At 55.1% G+C, this 15121-nt stretch carries 15 protein-coding genes; 4 read left to right on the plus strand and 11 right to left on the minus strand.

The features are described from left to right. The first annotated feature begins 6 nt into the window (after positions 1 to 6). A complete protein-coding gene (locus J4D97_RS13775; protein WP_208308054.1) occupies positions 7 to 693 on the plus strand; it encodes a TIGR02117 family protein in 687 nt (228 codons plus the stop codon). A 3-nt stretch (positions 694 to 696) separates the two neighbouring features. Here the strand turns inward: J4D97_RS13775 and J4D97_RS13780 are convergent, their stop codons facing one another. Next, positions 697 to 1110, minus strand: coding sequence for a hypothetical protein (locus J4D97_RS13780; protein ID WP_208308055.1), 414 nt, complete (start codon positions 1108 to 1110; stop codon positions 697 to 699). A 133-nt stretch (positions 1111 to 1243) separates the two neighbouring features. Here J4D97_RS13780 and J4D97_RS13785 point away from each other — a divergent pair, with 133 nt between their 5' ends. Then, entirely contained in the window at positions 1244 to 1951 is a 708-nt protein-coding gene (locus J4D97_RS13785; protein WP_185282861.1) for a carbonic anhydrase, read from the plus strand. Between the two features lie 76 nt (positions 1952 to 2027). Here J4D97_RS13785 and J4D97_RS13790 read toward each other — a convergent pair whose 3' ends face one another. The 9 genes from J4D97_RS13790 to J4D97_RS13830 form a co-directional block, all read right to left on the minus strand. Then, complete coding sequence (locus J4D97_RS13790; RefSeq protein ID WP_208308056.1) at positions 2028 to 2276, minus strand: hypothetical protein; 249 nt, start codon at positions 2274 to 2276, stop codon at positions 2028 to 2030. Between the two features lie 260 nt (positions 2277 to 2536). Continuing rightward, positions 2537 to 5359, minus strand: a complete 2823-nt coding sequence (locus J4D97_RS13795) for a S8 family peptidase (protein ID WP_208308057.1) — start codon at positions 5357 to 5359, stop codon at positions 2537 to 2539. Between the two features lie 141 nt (positions 5360 to 5500). Beyond that, entirely contained in the window at positions 5501 to 5809 is a 309-nt protein-coding gene (gene bamE / locus J4D97_RS13800) for an outer membrane protein assembly factor BamE (RefSeq protein WP_185282864.1), read from the minus strand. A gap of 12 nt (positions 5810 to 5821) precedes the next feature. Continuing rightward, positions 5822 to 6145 (minus strand): hypothetical protein, encoded by a 324-nt coding sequence (locus tag J4D97_RS13805; RefSeq protein WP_185282865.1) that lies wholly within the window; start codon positions 6143 to 6145, stop codon positions 5822 to 5824. A gap of 264 nt (positions 6146 to 6409) precedes the next feature. Then, a complete protein-coding gene (locus J4D97_RS13810) occupies positions 6410 to 6958 on the minus strand; it encodes a hypothetical protein (protein WP_185282866.1) in 549 nt (182 codons plus the stop codon). A 70-nt stretch (positions 6959 to 7028) separates the two neighbouring features. Next, positions 7029 to 8315 (minus strand): dicarboxylate/amino acid:cation symporter, encoded by a 1287-nt coding sequence (locus tag J4D97_RS13815; RefSeq protein WP_208308058.1) that lies wholly within the window; start codon positions 8313 to 8315, stop codon positions 7029 to 7031. Between the two features lie 202 nt (positions 8316 to 8517). After that, positions 8518 to 9714 (minus strand): PQQ-dependent sugar dehydrogenase, encoded by a 1197-nt coding sequence (locus tag J4D97_RS13820; RefSeq protein ID WP_208308059.1) that lies wholly within the window; start codon positions 9712 to 9714, stop codon positions 8518 to 8520. A 69-nt stretch (positions 9715 to 9783) separates the two neighbouring features. After that, entirely contained in the window at positions 9784 to 10326 is a 543-nt protein-coding gene (locus J4D97_RS13825; RefSeq protein ID WP_208308060.1) for a hypothetical protein, read from the minus strand. Positions 10327 to 10386: 60 nt separating this feature from the next. Next, positions 10387 to 10668, minus strand: a complete 282-nt coding sequence (locus J4D97_RS13830; RefSeq protein ID WP_185282870.1) for a hypothetical protein — start codon at positions 10666 to 10668, stop codon at positions 10387 to 10389. Positions 10669 to 10778: 110 nt separating this feature from the next. On the opposite strand from J4D97_RS13830, the gene J4D97_RS13835 reads away from it, so the two are divergent. Continuing rightward, on the plus strand, positions 10779 to 11645 hold the full coding sequence (locus tag J4D97_RS13835; protein ID WP_208308061.1) for an alpha/beta fold hydrolase: 867 nt from the start codon (positions 10779 to 10781) through the stop codon (positions 11643 to 11645). A gap of 118 nt (positions 11646 to 11763) precedes the next feature. Here the strand turns inward: J4D97_RS13835 and J4D97_RS13840 are convergent, their stop codons facing one another. Beyond that, positions 11764 to 12852, minus strand: coding sequence for an acyltransferase family protein (locus tag J4D97_RS13840; protein WP_208308062.1), 1089 nt, complete (start codon positions 12850 to 12852; stop codon positions 11764 to 11766). Between the two features lie 167 nt (positions 12853 to 13019). Between J4D97_RS13840 and J4D97_RS13845 the strand changes: the two genes are divergently transcribed. Then, positions 13020 to 15116, plus strand: coding sequence for a TonB-dependent receptor family protein (locus tag J4D97_RS13845; RefSeq protein ID WP_208308063.1), 2097 nt, complete (start codon positions 13020 to 13022; stop codon positions 15114 to 15116). Positions 15117 to 15121: the final 5 nt, after the last annotated feature.

The following is a 15121-nucleotide window of genomic DNA, read 5'->3' on the forward strand; positions in this document are numbered from 1 at the left end:
CTCTTTATGGCAGCAACGCTTCAGAAAATAGGAAAAGGAATGGCCTATACCGGCGCAGGTATTTTGGGAGCGGTAGCGCTCTACTTGGGCACGTCGTTTATCCTGTCGCGCATTCCAGTGGGTACGCGCACACCACCAACTGAGGGCACTATTGAGGCCTACATCTTATCCAATGGCGTGCATACCGATATTGTGCTGCCTGTGCGTACTTCGCAAATCGATTGGAGCGAGTTTATCCCCTATACCGATACGCCTGCTTCAGACACTACCATGCGCTATGTGGGCTTTGGATGGGGTGATAAGGGCTTCTACCTTGATACGCCTACTTGGGCCGATCTAAAGGCCAGTACAGCTTTTGAAGCTATGTTCTGGCTTAGCTCCTCGGCTATGCACACCACGTTCTACCACGAGCCCAGCGAAGGCCCCGATTGTGTCCGCATCTACCTCAAACCTACCGACTACATTCGTTTGATCGAGTTCATTAAAACCAGCTTCCGTTACGATACGCAGGGTAGGGTGCAGCACATTGCTGGTCATAGCTACGGCCGCTACGATGCGTTTTATGAGGCTAAGCGTGTGTATAATCTATTCTACACTTGCAACACCTGGGCCAACGACGGCTTGAAAGTCGCGAATCAAAAAGCCGCCCTGTGGACGCCCTTTGATTCGGGGATATTTTATCAGTACCAGTAGGCCTTATAAGGTAGCTACCTGCTCGGGCTGTGTTTCGCGGGGTTTTTCGATGACGTAGTAGTAGGCTAGAATACCCAACCCTAGCAGAAACGGCACCAAAGCCAGGTGTTTGCCCGTGAAGCCGTAGCCGAGTTGCACCGCATCAAAACCAACAAATTCGCTGATCATCCAGTAAGAGTTAGCCGTAATCCAGAACACGATGGCCAGGTTGTGCGCCAGCTCGGCCTTGATGCCGCGGGTGCGCCAGGTGATGAGCAGCGCAATGCTGAGGGTAGGAAATATCATGCTGATACCGAGCGGCTTCCAGATCATGCACCAGCCAATATCCTTGAGTAGCCAGAAAAGAATATGCAGGTTTTCCATGCGCCGGTAAGACGCAGGAATGGTGTATACAAAATGTTCGGAGGGCGGGGACATATGGCAGAACGTTAGGCCGAACAAAGGTAGGAACGGCGCAGTAGCCGGAAAAAGTAACACATCCGTAGACAGCTTATTCTCCAACAAAATCGTAGTATAGCCGAGAACTGTCTGCACTTTTTCCAAACCTACCATGATTACATACGAACAGATTTTCGAGAACAACCGCCAGTGGGTAGCCAACAACGAGGCATCTGGCCCAGAATTTTTGAAGCGCCTGGCCTCTGACCAGCGCCCCGATTACCTCTACATTGGGTGCAGCGATTCGCGCGTGACAGCCGAAGAACTGATGGGTGTGGCTCCTGGCGAAGCGTTCGTGCATCGCAACATTGCCAACATGGTGATTAACATCGATTTGAACGCCATGTCGGTGATTGAATATGCTGTGTTACACCTGGGGGTAAAGCATATTGTGGTATGCGGACACTATGGTTGCGGCGGTGTGAAAGCGGCTATGCAACCCAAAGATTTGGGTATCATGAATCCTTGGCTGCGTAACATCCGCGATGTATATCGCTTGCACCACACCGAGCTAGATGCCATCGAGGACACCGATGCACGCTACGACCGTTTGGTAGAGCTAAATGTGCAGGAACAATGTGTGAATGTCATTAAAACTGCTGTAGTGCAGCAGGCCTACCTCAAACAAGGCTACCCCATTGTACACGGCTGGGTATTCGACTTGAGAACGGGCTTGCTGAAAGATCTGAACCTGGACTTCGAGCACATCCTACACGACATTCAGGACATCTATAATCTGAGCGAAGAAACGCTTTACAACAGCAAAAGCAGCCCTGCAGCTGAGATTGGTAAAGAAGCGAGTGTAGAAGACAACCGGTAAAACGGGCGCTAAATAAAAACGGCTGCTTCCGTGTAGTGTAACGGAGGCAGCCGGTAAGGCGTGGAAAAACGGCTGGCTAATTCAGCCAGATGCTGGCAACAGGCGCAAAGCGCTCGGTTGCAAACGCACCGTAGGGTGCCTCAGCGTAGAAACCCAGAATGTGCACCTGCGGCCGACCAGTGCGAGCATGTGTCAATACACGCACAGGATATATCTGGCCCTCTTCGGGCCATTCGCCTACATAGTCAGCCGGGCGGCGTGAGTCGTCTACACAGCGAGCAAAATGCTGCACGGGCGTTGGGACGGGAAGTTTGACTTTCGACATATCCAAAGATACGAATATTGATTCGAAACTAAGCAAATTAGTACTAAGATATTCTAAATTTAATACGGTTTTAATATTTAAATAGTTATAATTAATAGATTTTAGTAGTACTTTTTAAAGCAATAAGTTATATTTAATTTTTAAGATGTTTTATTGTTCATGCTAACCCATTTAGTTGAATATTGTTTAGTCTAAAACGTATATAATCTTGTGGTCGCTACTGAGTGGAGCGAGATGTACTATAGCAGAAGCCACCTTTGTTATGGCTGCACGACTACTCGTTGTGAAAGAGTGCTACCGCCAGCCGAGCATACTTGTAATAGATAAAGACCAGCCGGATACGCATGCAAATCTAGTGTGGTACGAGTAGTGGCTGCCTGTTGCAGCACCATGGTGCCTGCTTGGTTAAACAAACGAATGTCGGTGGGGCTGAAGGAGAGGGGTACCTCTATGTGTAGTTTTCCAGTAGTAGGATTTGGGTAGGCTTGCCAAGTGACAACGGGGGCTGCCGGGCGTGTGGGTAGCACCTGCGCAAAGCGCTGGCGGGCATCGTCGGCGGCGGCTTGCAATTCTGGCAACGATGATGCTCCCAACACGGCCAGCGTTAGGGTGGTGGAGTCGCCGGGGGGTAGGGCACGTAGAGCGGCGCCTACCAGCTGTGAAACATCGGCGCCGTAGGGTAGGCCAGCACTGGCATACGTAGTTCCATTGCTGAGACCGTCGTATTTTTCGGTGCGGCTAAGGCCCCCGGTAGCTGGTGCTACTAGACCAGTAGTAGCGGCATTGTTGATGGCATAGTATGTAGGCGCTCCTCCATCCAGCACCTGCACACCCACGTACAGATCGGAGGTGGCCAGGCTATACACGTACCCTAGCGCACGGCTGGCATCCCACATGGCCACATTGCGAGCAGCATCGCGGGGTAAGTCCCAATCCATAAATAGACCAGCGTAGAGCGGCTTTAGCGTATCGGGGGTCATGTTGGTGAGCCGATACTGTAGCACTACATAGTTGCGGGCAGGAGCAGCGGCCCAAGCGTAGGCGTGCTGGTGCACCCGCACCCCTACCGTACGGTTACGTGTGGCACTAGGCAGCGAGTCCTGAAACACACCCTGCGCCTCCTGCGTGGCCCGCACAGGGCGGCTAAAGAGCGTCTGACTTTGCATGTGAAAATCCTGGTCATTCCCTTTGGCGCCGCGCACCTGACTGGAGACACGCGTGGGCGATGTAGCTACCACCAGCCCTCCTTCATACAGCAGTGAGCTACCCTGGCGATAGGTAATCCCTTCCCCAATACTAGAAGCAGGATTATCGTAACCGAGCGTACCCTGGCTGGCCAGGGTAAGCCGCAAGTCGTTTGCATCGAGCACCACGTAACCGGGATTTAAAACCACCGTCAGATACTGTGTGGTTTGGAAACCGTTATCAGCCATTAGCCGGCACTCAATCAGCGCTTTGGCATTGAGCGGCGTATTGGCAGCAACTGTCAGCCGGAAGGGTTTATCGATGTTGGTAGCTCTCCCGAGCGTGGGCAGGGCTGCCACGGCAAAAACATCGGAAGGAGTGGTGAGGTAGGGAGAAAGCGACGTGAGAGACACCCGCAGGTTAGTTACCGGCTGCAAAAGGTTCTGCACTTCTATTTCCAACTCTTGCTGCCTTGCCGTGCTGGTGCGCAGTACCTGACTGCGTACGACTCGCGCAGCGCGCGCATCGGTAGTCAGCACAGCTCGGTATGCATCCAGTCGACCTGTGCCCAACTTGCCCAGGTAGGCCGCATTGCCGGGTAGGGTGTAAATATCGGGATTAGTAGTGGCACGCACTTGCGCAATTACTTGTGCTGCTGAATAGCTAGGAAACTGGCTACGCACCAGTGCCGCCACACCCGCCGCAATAGGCGCGGCAAACGACGACCCAGTTACGGATACATATCCATCCACATAATCACCCAGAGTGGTTAGAACGTCTGTGCCCAGCGTGCATATATCAACACGTCGGCTATAGGTGAGGGCACCCCTCGTATTATCGGCTCGTACACCAGCCACCGACAATACGTGGTCGTAGCTGGCAGGATAAAAATCCTGTTCTGCATTGTTATTACCAGCCGCTGCTACAATCACCACGTCTCGATTTACGGCAACGTAGCTGATAACATCTTGTTCGTATTGAGAGCGGCTGCCCGGTCCGCCCCACGATACATTAAGCACTTGGCAACCGTGCTCGGCGGCGTACACCATCGACTCATAACCCGCGAAAGCACCCTGCGCCGTACTCGGATATATTTTGAGAGGCAAATAGCGGCATTTGTATCCTACTCCCGCAATGCCCTTTGCATTATCAGGTGTGCCTGCTGCTATGCCGGTAACTAATACACCATGTTTCTTGGGACCAAGTAGTGCGTCGACATAGGGATTGTTATCCTTATCGGCCAGGTCCCAACCTCTGAAATTGTCAATATAGCCATCGTGGTCATTATCAATGCCGTCAATCGGATCTGCATAATTATATTTTACCTGACCTAAATCTTGGTGGTCGAAATTGATACCCGTATCAGAAATACCAATTACAATAGTGGTATCGCCCTTTGTTACATCCCAGGCGCTGTACGCCCGAATGTTGCGCAGATACGATTGTCCATCAGTGCGGGTGGAATCAGCTAGGGGGTCGTTGGGTTGGGAGAGCGGCGCGTAGTAGTAAAGCGGCTCGGCGTACAGTACAGTGCCGGTATTCTGCAGCAGGTGCCGTGCCCGGTCGAGGTCTGTGGGGGTAGGTAGCTGGATTTCATAAATCAGGCTGATATCGACCGACCCGGGCTTTTCAGGATCGGGGAGGAGCGTGTTGCTGAATTTCTGGTGCAACTGCGTGGCCCCGATACGTTGCAGGGCAGCTAACAGGGTAGGCTCGGCAATGGCCGTGGCCGTAGCCAAATGACGCAATTCCGGCTTCAGACGGAAAACCAGCCGTCCCGGCTGTACGGTTGGGGCTGAAGGTGTAGCCGAATCAGACGGTTGAGCTGCTACCCCCAGAACAGGTAGTAGCCAGCAAATCAGCAAGAAATAACGAACAACACGTAACGGTAGCTGCATCGGGGGTAGGTAAGGAAATGGTAGAAATCCGCACGCATTGGCAAGTTCATACGAACTTGCCAATGCGTGCGGATTTCTACGTTTTGTTTACCTCCGATTACTGCAAGAACCCCGCCTTTTTACGCGTTTTTTGTTAGCCGCTTAGTTGCCCGTGGGCCGCTCTGCACCCGAAGCTTCGGGTGCGCATTCTTTGCCTGTTACCTGGCCATCGGCACCAAACATAATCTTGATCGGCTGTGTATCGGTGGCGCTGCCGAAGAGGTAGGACCAAGTGTGGCCATTGCCGGTAGCGTCGTCGCCGGTGGGTTCGCCCATTAGGTGGCGCACTTGCTCCTGTGTCATCCCTACCGTTACTTCAGCGCAGCTAACCGCGTTTTTATAACTTTCCTGGGCCGTACAGGCACTCAGTAGCAAGGCCGCAGCAGCGGCTAGCGTAGCGTATATTTTCATGGTTAGGTGCTTCTAAACGATGTCGCGCAGGTCCTTGCGCAGGTTTTCAATACCCCGCGCTATTTCTTCCCACAGGCTTTTATTTTGTTCCGATGGGGTAGCGCCAGCCGCGTGTTCGGTGGGAGTAGGGCCGAGTTGTGCAACCAGCTTTGCCCGCTTGGCTTCCAGTGCCGCCGCGTGCTCATGGTAGGTGGCGTGCGAGCCGGCGGTGGTAGCGTGGGCGCGGTTGTGCAGTGTTTTTATTTTGGCGTCCAATTCCTCCAACGCCTGCCGTAAGTCGGCATCGGAAAGGTGTTGGGGTACGCGCACATTTTCGGGAGTGGGAACAGACGACATAGTGTAGAGGTGATAGAGCCGACCGATTATCGGCGGCCGTTCTTGCTTCTACTGGTTTTAGGTCGGAAGAGTTAGGAAGTGGTGCGTTTGTGCGTTTGTGAAATGGTGAATGCGAGAGCGTCTGTCATCCTGAGCAGCGCGAAGGACCTTTTCACGGTAGAACAAGTCGTTAGTACAATAGTCGTTCAACTGGCATAAGGTCCTTCGCAAGCGCAGGATGACAGGTGCTACTCTACCATCTCGTAAATTCACAAGCTCACCATTTCACCACTGCAACGGCACACCCAATTCTCGCGCCAGTGGCGCAGCGGCCGATTGATACAGCCGTGTCAGTAGCTCATTAAGGCTATCGGCCAGCTCCACGTGGTAGTCTTCGTGAAGTTTCTGGGCTTGTTTGAGGGCTTCTTGGGTGCGGCGGGCTAAGTGTTGGAGAAGGGGCTGGGTAGGGCCGTGCAGGCGCGCCACGCTTTCGGGTTGGTGGGCAAACACGTTCAGCAGCAGGCGGATACTCAGCTCTACCTCGCCGTATGTATCGCCTGTGATTTTAGTGTGATAGGCCAGCCGCGCCTGGAGCTGCCGCAGAATCACGAGCAGGTCGTTGGGGGTTTGGTGGTAGCCGCGCACGGGGTCGTCTACTTGCTGGCGCAGGCGGTGGCGGCGTTCCTCCAGGGCATCTGGGCCTTCGAGTAAACGGTAGCTGAGCTGCTCCATGAGCACGCTATCCTGGGCTACAAGGCGGGCCAGCAACTGGTCTTTTTCTTTCTGGGGTAGGTTGAAAAGAGCTTTGCGTAGGTCGGGGGGTAGGGCAGGCATTGGGGTAGCCGATTATTTTATCGAATGTCATTTAACAACATCAGCAACGACGGTCGCGTGCAACGCGCCCCTACTCCTCTGCCACTTCCTGTGCCTCGGGCTTGATACGACCAGCCAAAGCCAGGCGGTTCTTTTCCTCATCAAACTCGTTCTCGCTCTTGGCTATAACCACCGTGGCCACAGCGTTACCGATGATATTGGTAATGGCCCTGGATTCCGACATAAACCGATCCACGCCCAATAGCAAGGCCATGCCCTCCACGGGTATCACCTTGGTGGCGGCCAAAGTAGAGGCCAGCACAATAAACCCCGAGCCGGTGACGCCCGCCGCGCCCTTGCTGGTCAGCATCAGAATGCCGATGATGGTGAGCTGTTGGGTCAGGGAAAGGTCGATGCCGAAAGCTTGAGCCAGGAAAATGGCCGAGATGGAAAGATAGATAGTGGTGCCATCGAGGTTGAACGAATAGCCCGTTGGAATTACCAAACCTGCCACTGATCGCGAGCAGCCGAAGGTTTCGAGCTTATCGATGAGTAAGGGTAGGGCCGACTCCGACGACGACGTGCCCAGCACAATCAGCAGTTCTTCTTTGATGAAAGCGAGCAGCGTCAGAATACTGAATTTGTAGCGCCACGCCACTAAACCCAACACCCCGAAGATGAACAGGGCCATGGTGCCGTACACGGTCAGCATCAACTTGGCCAAGGGTAGGAGGGTGCTAATGCCGTACTTGCCAATCGTAAAAGCCATGCCGCCGAAGGCACCCAGCGGCGCCAGTTTCATCACCAAGCCCAGCACCGCAAAAAAGATCTGACTCAGCTTCTCGAACATGCTGATAACAGGCGCGCTGATGTCCACTTTTACCTTGCTCAGGGCTAGCCCAAATAGCACTGCTATCAGCAGCACTTGCAGCACGTCGCTCTCGGCAAAAGCCCCCACAAAGCTGTCGGGCACGATGTGGGTGAAGAATTTCACCCAGTCCATGTTGGCGCCTTTTTCGGCGTACTCGGCCGTTTCGCTGGCCTGGGCAGCTACAGTGGTGGTATCAATACCGCGGCCAAGCTGGGTTAGGTTGGCTGCGCCTACCCCAATCACCAGCGCAAACGTGGTAATGATTTCAAAATATAGAATAGCCTTGCCGCCCACACGCCCTACCTTCTTCAGGTCGCCGATGTTGCCAATGCCCAGTACCACCGTCAGGAAGATGATGGGGGCAATCAGCATCTTGATCAGGTTAATGAACGTGTCGCCGATGGGCTTCATTGCCGCGCCTACCTCGGGAAAGAACGTGCCAACTAGAATGCCCAGCACAATGGCCGTAAGAACCTGAAACGTGAGGTTGCGGGAGAGTTTTTTCATGCCCCGCGAAGCTACGAAAGCAGACGGTAGGGTAGGGTATAAACCAAAACCACCTGTCATCCTGAGCGGAGCGAAGGACCTTCTCACGCTAGCACGACTTGCATTAGATAGTTGCTATCTGACGCAGGTCGTGCTAGCGTGAGAAGGTCCTTCGCTCCGCTCAGGATGACAGGTGAGAGTTGGAAGGGTAGGCAGGTGATACCTACTTCTTCGCGTAAGCCACGCGGTAAATCACTCCATTGGCATCATCCGACACTAAAATAGAGCCATCGGCGTGCTGGGCGATGCCGCATACACGGCCAAACTGCGCCTTATCTCCATCTACGAGCCAGCCGGTCACAAAATCCTCAAATTTCTCGGGCTGGCCCTGTTGGTTGAAGTGCACACGCACCAGCTTATAGCCCGAGGGCTCGGCGCGATTCCAGGAGCCGTGCATGGTCACGATGGCGTCGTTTTGGTATTCCTGCGGAAACTGCTTGCCGTTGTAGAACACCATACCCAGCGGAGCTGAGTGGGCCTTATACAGTAGCTTGGGTTTCACGGTTTTGGCCGCATACTGTTCGTAAGTCTGGCCGCCGGGTGGTTCATCGGCGGGGTTGGCTTTGCCATCTTCGAACACAAACGGCCAGCCGTAGTTGCCGCCTTTCTTGATTTCGTTCAGCTCCTCATGCTGCTGCTCGTCGCCCAACCAGTCGATGCCGTGGTCGAAGCCGAAGAGCTGCCCCGTGCGCGGGTGCCAGCCAAAGCCGATGGTGTTGCGCAAGCCTTCGGCGTACACCGTGCGGCCCGAGCCGTCGGTCTTCACTTGCAGTAGAGTCGCGTTTTCCTTGTTGTTCTCGTCGCAAGCGTTGCAGGTGCTGCCTACTGAGAGGTAGAGCGTACCGTCGGGGGCGAAGTTGAGGGTGCGGTTGGGGTGCTGGCCGGCGTCGGGAAGGTCGTTGTATAGGCGCTTCAACTGGCTCAGCGAGCCGTCTTTCTGAATATCGGCCACATACAAGTCCCGGATGGCCGCCACGTAGAGCTTACCGTCTTTAATGGCTAGGCCGTGCAGATTATCAGCCTGGGCTACCTGCTTGGTTTGGTCGGCCTTGCCGTCCTTGTTGGTGTCGCGCAGCAACGTAACGGTGCCTTTGTCGCGGTTCGATACGTACACGTCGCCGTTGGGGGCTACGGCCAACATCCGGGGCTTTTCTAGCTTATCCGCAAACTTGGTGATTTTGAAACCGGGCGGCGCTTTCAGCTGCGCTACGCGGGCATCGGTGGGGTCTACTTGCTCAGGCTTGAAGATGTGGCCGTCGTAAGACGCCTTCACCGACTTTTGGTAATCGTTCTGGGCAGCCGCCGTGAGCGTAGTAGCCAGCGCAGCAGCAGTTAAGGTATGACGAAGTAAGTGCATCATTGAATAAGAAAGGTTGTGTCCTATTCAACTGCGGATCATAGGGTAGGGTTACGAAACCCTATAAGGAGGCTACCCTTTCGTGAGACGGACCCCAACTGTAAAGCCGGCCCGTATCCAGAGAAAACTCTTTTTATCTGAGTAAGAGGACTGATTGAAGCTGCCTGAAGTGATCTGCCAGCGATAGGCTGGGCCCGCGTACACTTCCGCAGTCAACCGCGAAAACAACGCCTGATGGCCCAATAGCGCACCTGTTTCCACTTCGGTGCGCCGCCGCTGGGTAGCGCCGGGCGGCGGCAGGTCGCCCAGGCCTAGCCGTAAGTGTCCCACTCCCACAAACGGACTCAGAAACAGACCTACATTCGGCTGCGGAGGGTGTAGGTACCGGCGGTAGTCGAGGTAAACTTTTGGGCCGCTGCTTGGCTCGGCATCCTGCGCCGGAAAGTGCCGGTAGCTTCCCAACAGTTGAATAGATGACCGACTGTTCCATCCCACTTCCAGGCCCAGCGTGGCAGACAGCGGAATAAGCTCTCCCACATGCAACAGCGGGTTAATGCTGATTTTGGGCGTGATAGTCTGCCCCGTTGCCGCACCAACCAAGAGCAGCCACAACACGCAAATACTCCCTGCCAACCGCCACATAACAAATAACAAATAAGATATATGCGGAGAGTTTTATCCCAATAATTCCTGATTCACATATACATACGTATACCGATGTGCTACCCCTTCGGGCACTTGCGGCAGCTGTTGCTGCGTCCAGGTATCATCGTCATAAATACCGGCGAGCTGGGCTTCAATGGCGTCTAATGTCAGCTCAGTCAGGGTAGGATCGAGCTGGGTGGCGCGCTGGTGCAGCTCCTCAGGCGTGGTGGCCAGCGTGGTAGGGGTAGGCGCTTCGGAGGTGGGCAGGCTTTGCAGCGCAGCCAGCACTTTGGGCGTGAGATATTGTTTCATATCGAAGGTAGGATAGAGCCTAAGCTACGCAAAAACCACCGAAGCCTACGAAACGGCTACCCGCGTTGGGCCGTACGCACAAGCTCAACATCACCTTCCGCTCTGCCCGCATGAACTTCCTGACCGTCGGCCACGACCCTCAACACCATCCTATCCGCCTGCATTACGTCGATTTGGGCGAGGGCGAGCCCATTGTGCTGCTGCACGGCTACCCCGCCAGCCTCGAAATGTGGGAGCAACAGCTGTTGGAGCTGCCCCGCCACGGCGCGCGGGTGGTAGCCTACTCCCGGCGCGGCTTCGGCCATTCCGACAAGCCCTGGGACGGCTACGACTACGACACGTTCGCCGACGATCTGAAGGCCGTACTCGATGCGCTGGACCTGCACAACGTGACGCTGGTAGGCTTTTCGATGGGCGGGGGCGAAGTGGCGCGCTACATGCACCGCCACCAGGGCGCCAGGGTAGGGAAAGTGGTGTTTGTGTCGTCTGTGACGCCCTACCTGTTTCAGGATGATACCAACCCCGCGGGCCTGAGCGAGGAAGACCGCGCGGAAGAAATTGCCCACGTCCGCGCCGACCGTTTCGCGTTTCTGCGCGACTACAACCGGCAGTTCTACAGCAGCGGTTTGCTGCACGCCTCCGTCGGTAGCGCCTCGCTGCATTGGATGCAGCAGCTCTGCCAACGCGCCGCGCCCTGGGCCACCGAGGCCTGCATTGCGGCCTTCGGCACTACCGATTTCCGCGCCGATTTAGCGTTCCTAAGCCTGGCCGTGCCCATTCCTACCCTGGTTATCCACGGCAGCCACGATGAGCTATCGGCGGCCAAAGCGGGTGGGCGCCGGATGTGGCAATATGTGCCCCAAGCCGCCTACTTGGAGTACGATGGTGCCCCGCACGGCCTGTTTCTGACGGACAAAGACCGGTTCAACCAAGATGTGCTGGCGTTTGCAAAATACGGGCTGAAGGGTCTGGAATGAGCGGTATAGAGACACAACATATGGTGTCGCTATATCGCTGATGTTGGTCGTTCAATTCGGAGACGCAACATGTGGTGTTGCTACACCGGCTGGTTTTCTAAACGGTCTCAGGTACTCACTACGCTTTTTTCAATCGGCGTTTCAAATACCGTCGGATGGGAATATCCAGCCAAATTAAAGTTAGGTAAGCTAGTACAATTAGCGCTATAGTAGCCAGCGGAACGAGAATACTTAACTGGCCTGCGCTGGGTTTTTGAGCTGCCATATAGCTGAAAAATAACCATATAAAAGGGTAGTGAATGATATAAAGCGGATAAGAAATATCGCCCGAAAACTTGCACACCGCCGCAAGTCGGTCTGATAACTGTGCGCCGGCCCCCAGGGAAATTAAAAACGGAAAATAAAAAATAATGATAAGTGGCTCTGTTATCCAATTCAATTGATTCGAAAAAGGGGAGAGAAGAGCAAGCAACAACAGCAAACTGACGCTACCCAGCCCAAGGCGCGACGATAGTATCCACTGCGAGCGATAGACGAGCATGCCTACTAGAAACGAAAAAAATACCCTGGCGCCGCCGCCCCAAAAAGTTTCGCCGCTCCAGCCAGCAGCTAGGTTTTTAAAATGATATGCCGTGTAGAATAGCACAACGGCCGCAAAAATTGTTAAAACCCACAACGCCTTATTGCGTAGCCTGAAAAGTAGCGTTGCGTAAATAATGCTGGCGATATATTCCCATAAAAGAGACCAGGTAGGCGGATTTAAATGATAAATATTTGCATATCGATCTTTTACAAGCGGGTAGGGAATAAGGAAGGCAGATGATATGCTTAATAACAGGGTTTTGCCAGCTCCATAAATAGCATATAGGCTGACGAAGGGATCAAAAAAATATTCGACTAACCCTATAACGGTTCCAATAAGTATTAAAGGGTGCAGACGAATAAGGCGTAGCATGAAGAATTTCGCAAAGCTCATTTCTTCAATTCTTTTGTCATAGGCATACGCAATAACAAAACCTGATAAACAGAAAAAGAAATCAACGGCTAAATAACCGTGTCCAATAAAGTTTTTCGTGGAATCAGGGATAATGATTTCCATGAAGTGAAATACCACAACGGCCACGGCCGCTACCCCTCGAAGGCCATCTAGTATTTCCAAATGGGGCCTGCTGGCAAGAGGGGTAGGGGAGGATGTTGCTGATTGCATAATCGGTAGAAGAACGGGCTTAGCTGGGCAGTAAAGCTAGCGCTGGGTGTGGTCGACCAAGCTACTATAAATCTGCTGCATCGGCCGGCTGCGTGCGCAACGCATAAAATTGCCCAAACAAACACTTGATACTTCCCGTTGGGCACAACACACTTTGTTGCTTTCTGATGTATCATCGCTACTCGTTACCGCTGCTATTGCTGCTGCCTGCTACTCTGCACGCCCAAACCACGCCCTCTGATACGGTGCGCGTGCTACCCGAAGCCACGGTGGTAGGCTATGGCCAGAACCTGCCGTTGCGCCGCACGGCTGCTGCTGTCGGCGTGGTAAATGCCCGTGTTATTGGCCGTTTCAATGAGGCCAGTCTGGCCGAGGCGGTGAACACCCTACCCGGTGTGCGGCTGGAGGAGCGCGCCACGGCCAGCTACCGCCTCAACATCCGCGGCAGCTCGCTCCGCTCGCCCTACGGCGTGCGCAACGTGAAGGTGTACTACAACGATATTCCGTTTACGGATGCCACTGGTAGCACGGCCCTCAACTTGCTTGATGCCGCTACTATTGGGCGCATTGAGGTATTGAAAGGTCCGGCCGGTAGCGTATATGGTGCGGGTACCGGTGGTGTGGCCCTCCTCAGCAGCCGCCAGCCCGAAATAGGCACCACGCGGGCGCAGGTGGGTTTCACTACGGGTAGTTATGGGTTGCGGCGCTACGCGGCCGTAGCAGAGAGCGGTACGGCCACCAGTTCCATTCGGGCCCAGTACGTGCGCCAAACGCTCGATGGCTACCGCCAGCAAAGTGACCTGCGCCGCGACGTAGTGGCGCTGGATGGCGAGTTTCGGCCATCGGCCAAGCAAACCATTGGCATGCACGTGCTCTACACGGATATCGACTATGAACTGCCTGGCGGCCTCACGCGGGCGCAGTTTGCGCAAGACCCACGGCAGGCGCGGCCCAGCACGGCTACCGCAGCGGGCTCGGTAGCGCAGAATACCTTTTATGCTTCGCGCACGGCATTGTTGGGTGTTTCGCACGAGTATCGCTTCACGGAGCGCTTTTCCAATAAAACCACGCTCTACACCACTGGTAGCGCCATTCGCACGGCTGCTATCACCGACTATGAGCGCAATACTCAGTTAGGCGGCGGCGGACGCACTACGTTCAACTACCGCACGGCGCTGGCCGGCCGCACGCTCCGCCTCACGGCGGGCGGTGAGCTGCAAACGGGTTTCCTGGATGGGCGCAGCTTCCAGAACCTGCGGGGTAGGGTAGGGGCGTTGCGCTACAACGACGAGGTGCGCACGCTTACGGGCTTCGGCTTCGCGCAGGCTGATTACGAGCTGCCCGCCGATTTCCTGCTGACCGTAGCCGCCAGCTACAACCGCTTGCGCTACCGCATTGCGCGGGTATCGGACGCCACCACCAACCCCGACGGCTACGAGCTGACGCGCACCTTCCGGCCGGAAGTGTCGCCGCGGGTGGCCCTGCTGAAGCAGCTGACGCCGCAGTGGTCGGTGTACGGTAGCGTGAGCACCGGCTACGCCCCGCCCACCACCGACGACATCCGCACCTCCGATGGCTCCTTGAACCAGGAGTTGCAGGCCGAGCGCGGCACCAGCTACGAGGTAGGTACCCGCGGCTCCTTTCTGCAAGATCGGCTCACCTTCGACATAGCCGCCTACGATTTCCACCTGGACCAAACCATCGTGACGCGCACCACCGACCAGGGCGTGAGCGTGTTCTACAATGCCGGCACCACCCGGCAGCGCGGGGTAGAAGCCACCGTAAGTGGGTGGCTGTGGCGTAGCGCGGTAGTAGGCACCCAGCTTATTGCCCTACCTACTGGCGTGCGGGCGTGGGCCAGCTATGCCTACCAGCGCTACCGCTTCGGTACGTACGAGTCGGGTGGCAACGATTTCAGCGGCAACCGCCTCACGGGTACCGCGCCGCACACGCTCACCGCTGGCTTGGATGCTACTTCGGAGTTGGGTTTTTATCTCTACCCCACCGTTAATCACCAGGCCCGCTCACCTCTCAACGATGCTAATACGGAGTATGCTGCCGGCTACTGGACCTTCGGTAGCCGCGCCGGCTGGCGCCGCACCTTACTGGACCGCCTGGAAATGGATGTGTTTGCGGGCGTCAACAACCTCACCGACCGCAATTACAGCCTCGGCAACGACCTGAATGCGTTTGGCAACCGCTACTTTCAACCTGCCAATGGCAGCAACTGGTACGGCGGCGCCACGGTAGGCTGGCGCTGGTAAGATTG

Source organism: Hymenobacter defluvii (assembly GCF_017589435.1).
Taxonomy (GTDB): Bacteria; Bacteroidota; Bacteroidia; order Cytophagales; family Hymenobacteraceae; genus Hymenobacter; species Hymenobacter profundi.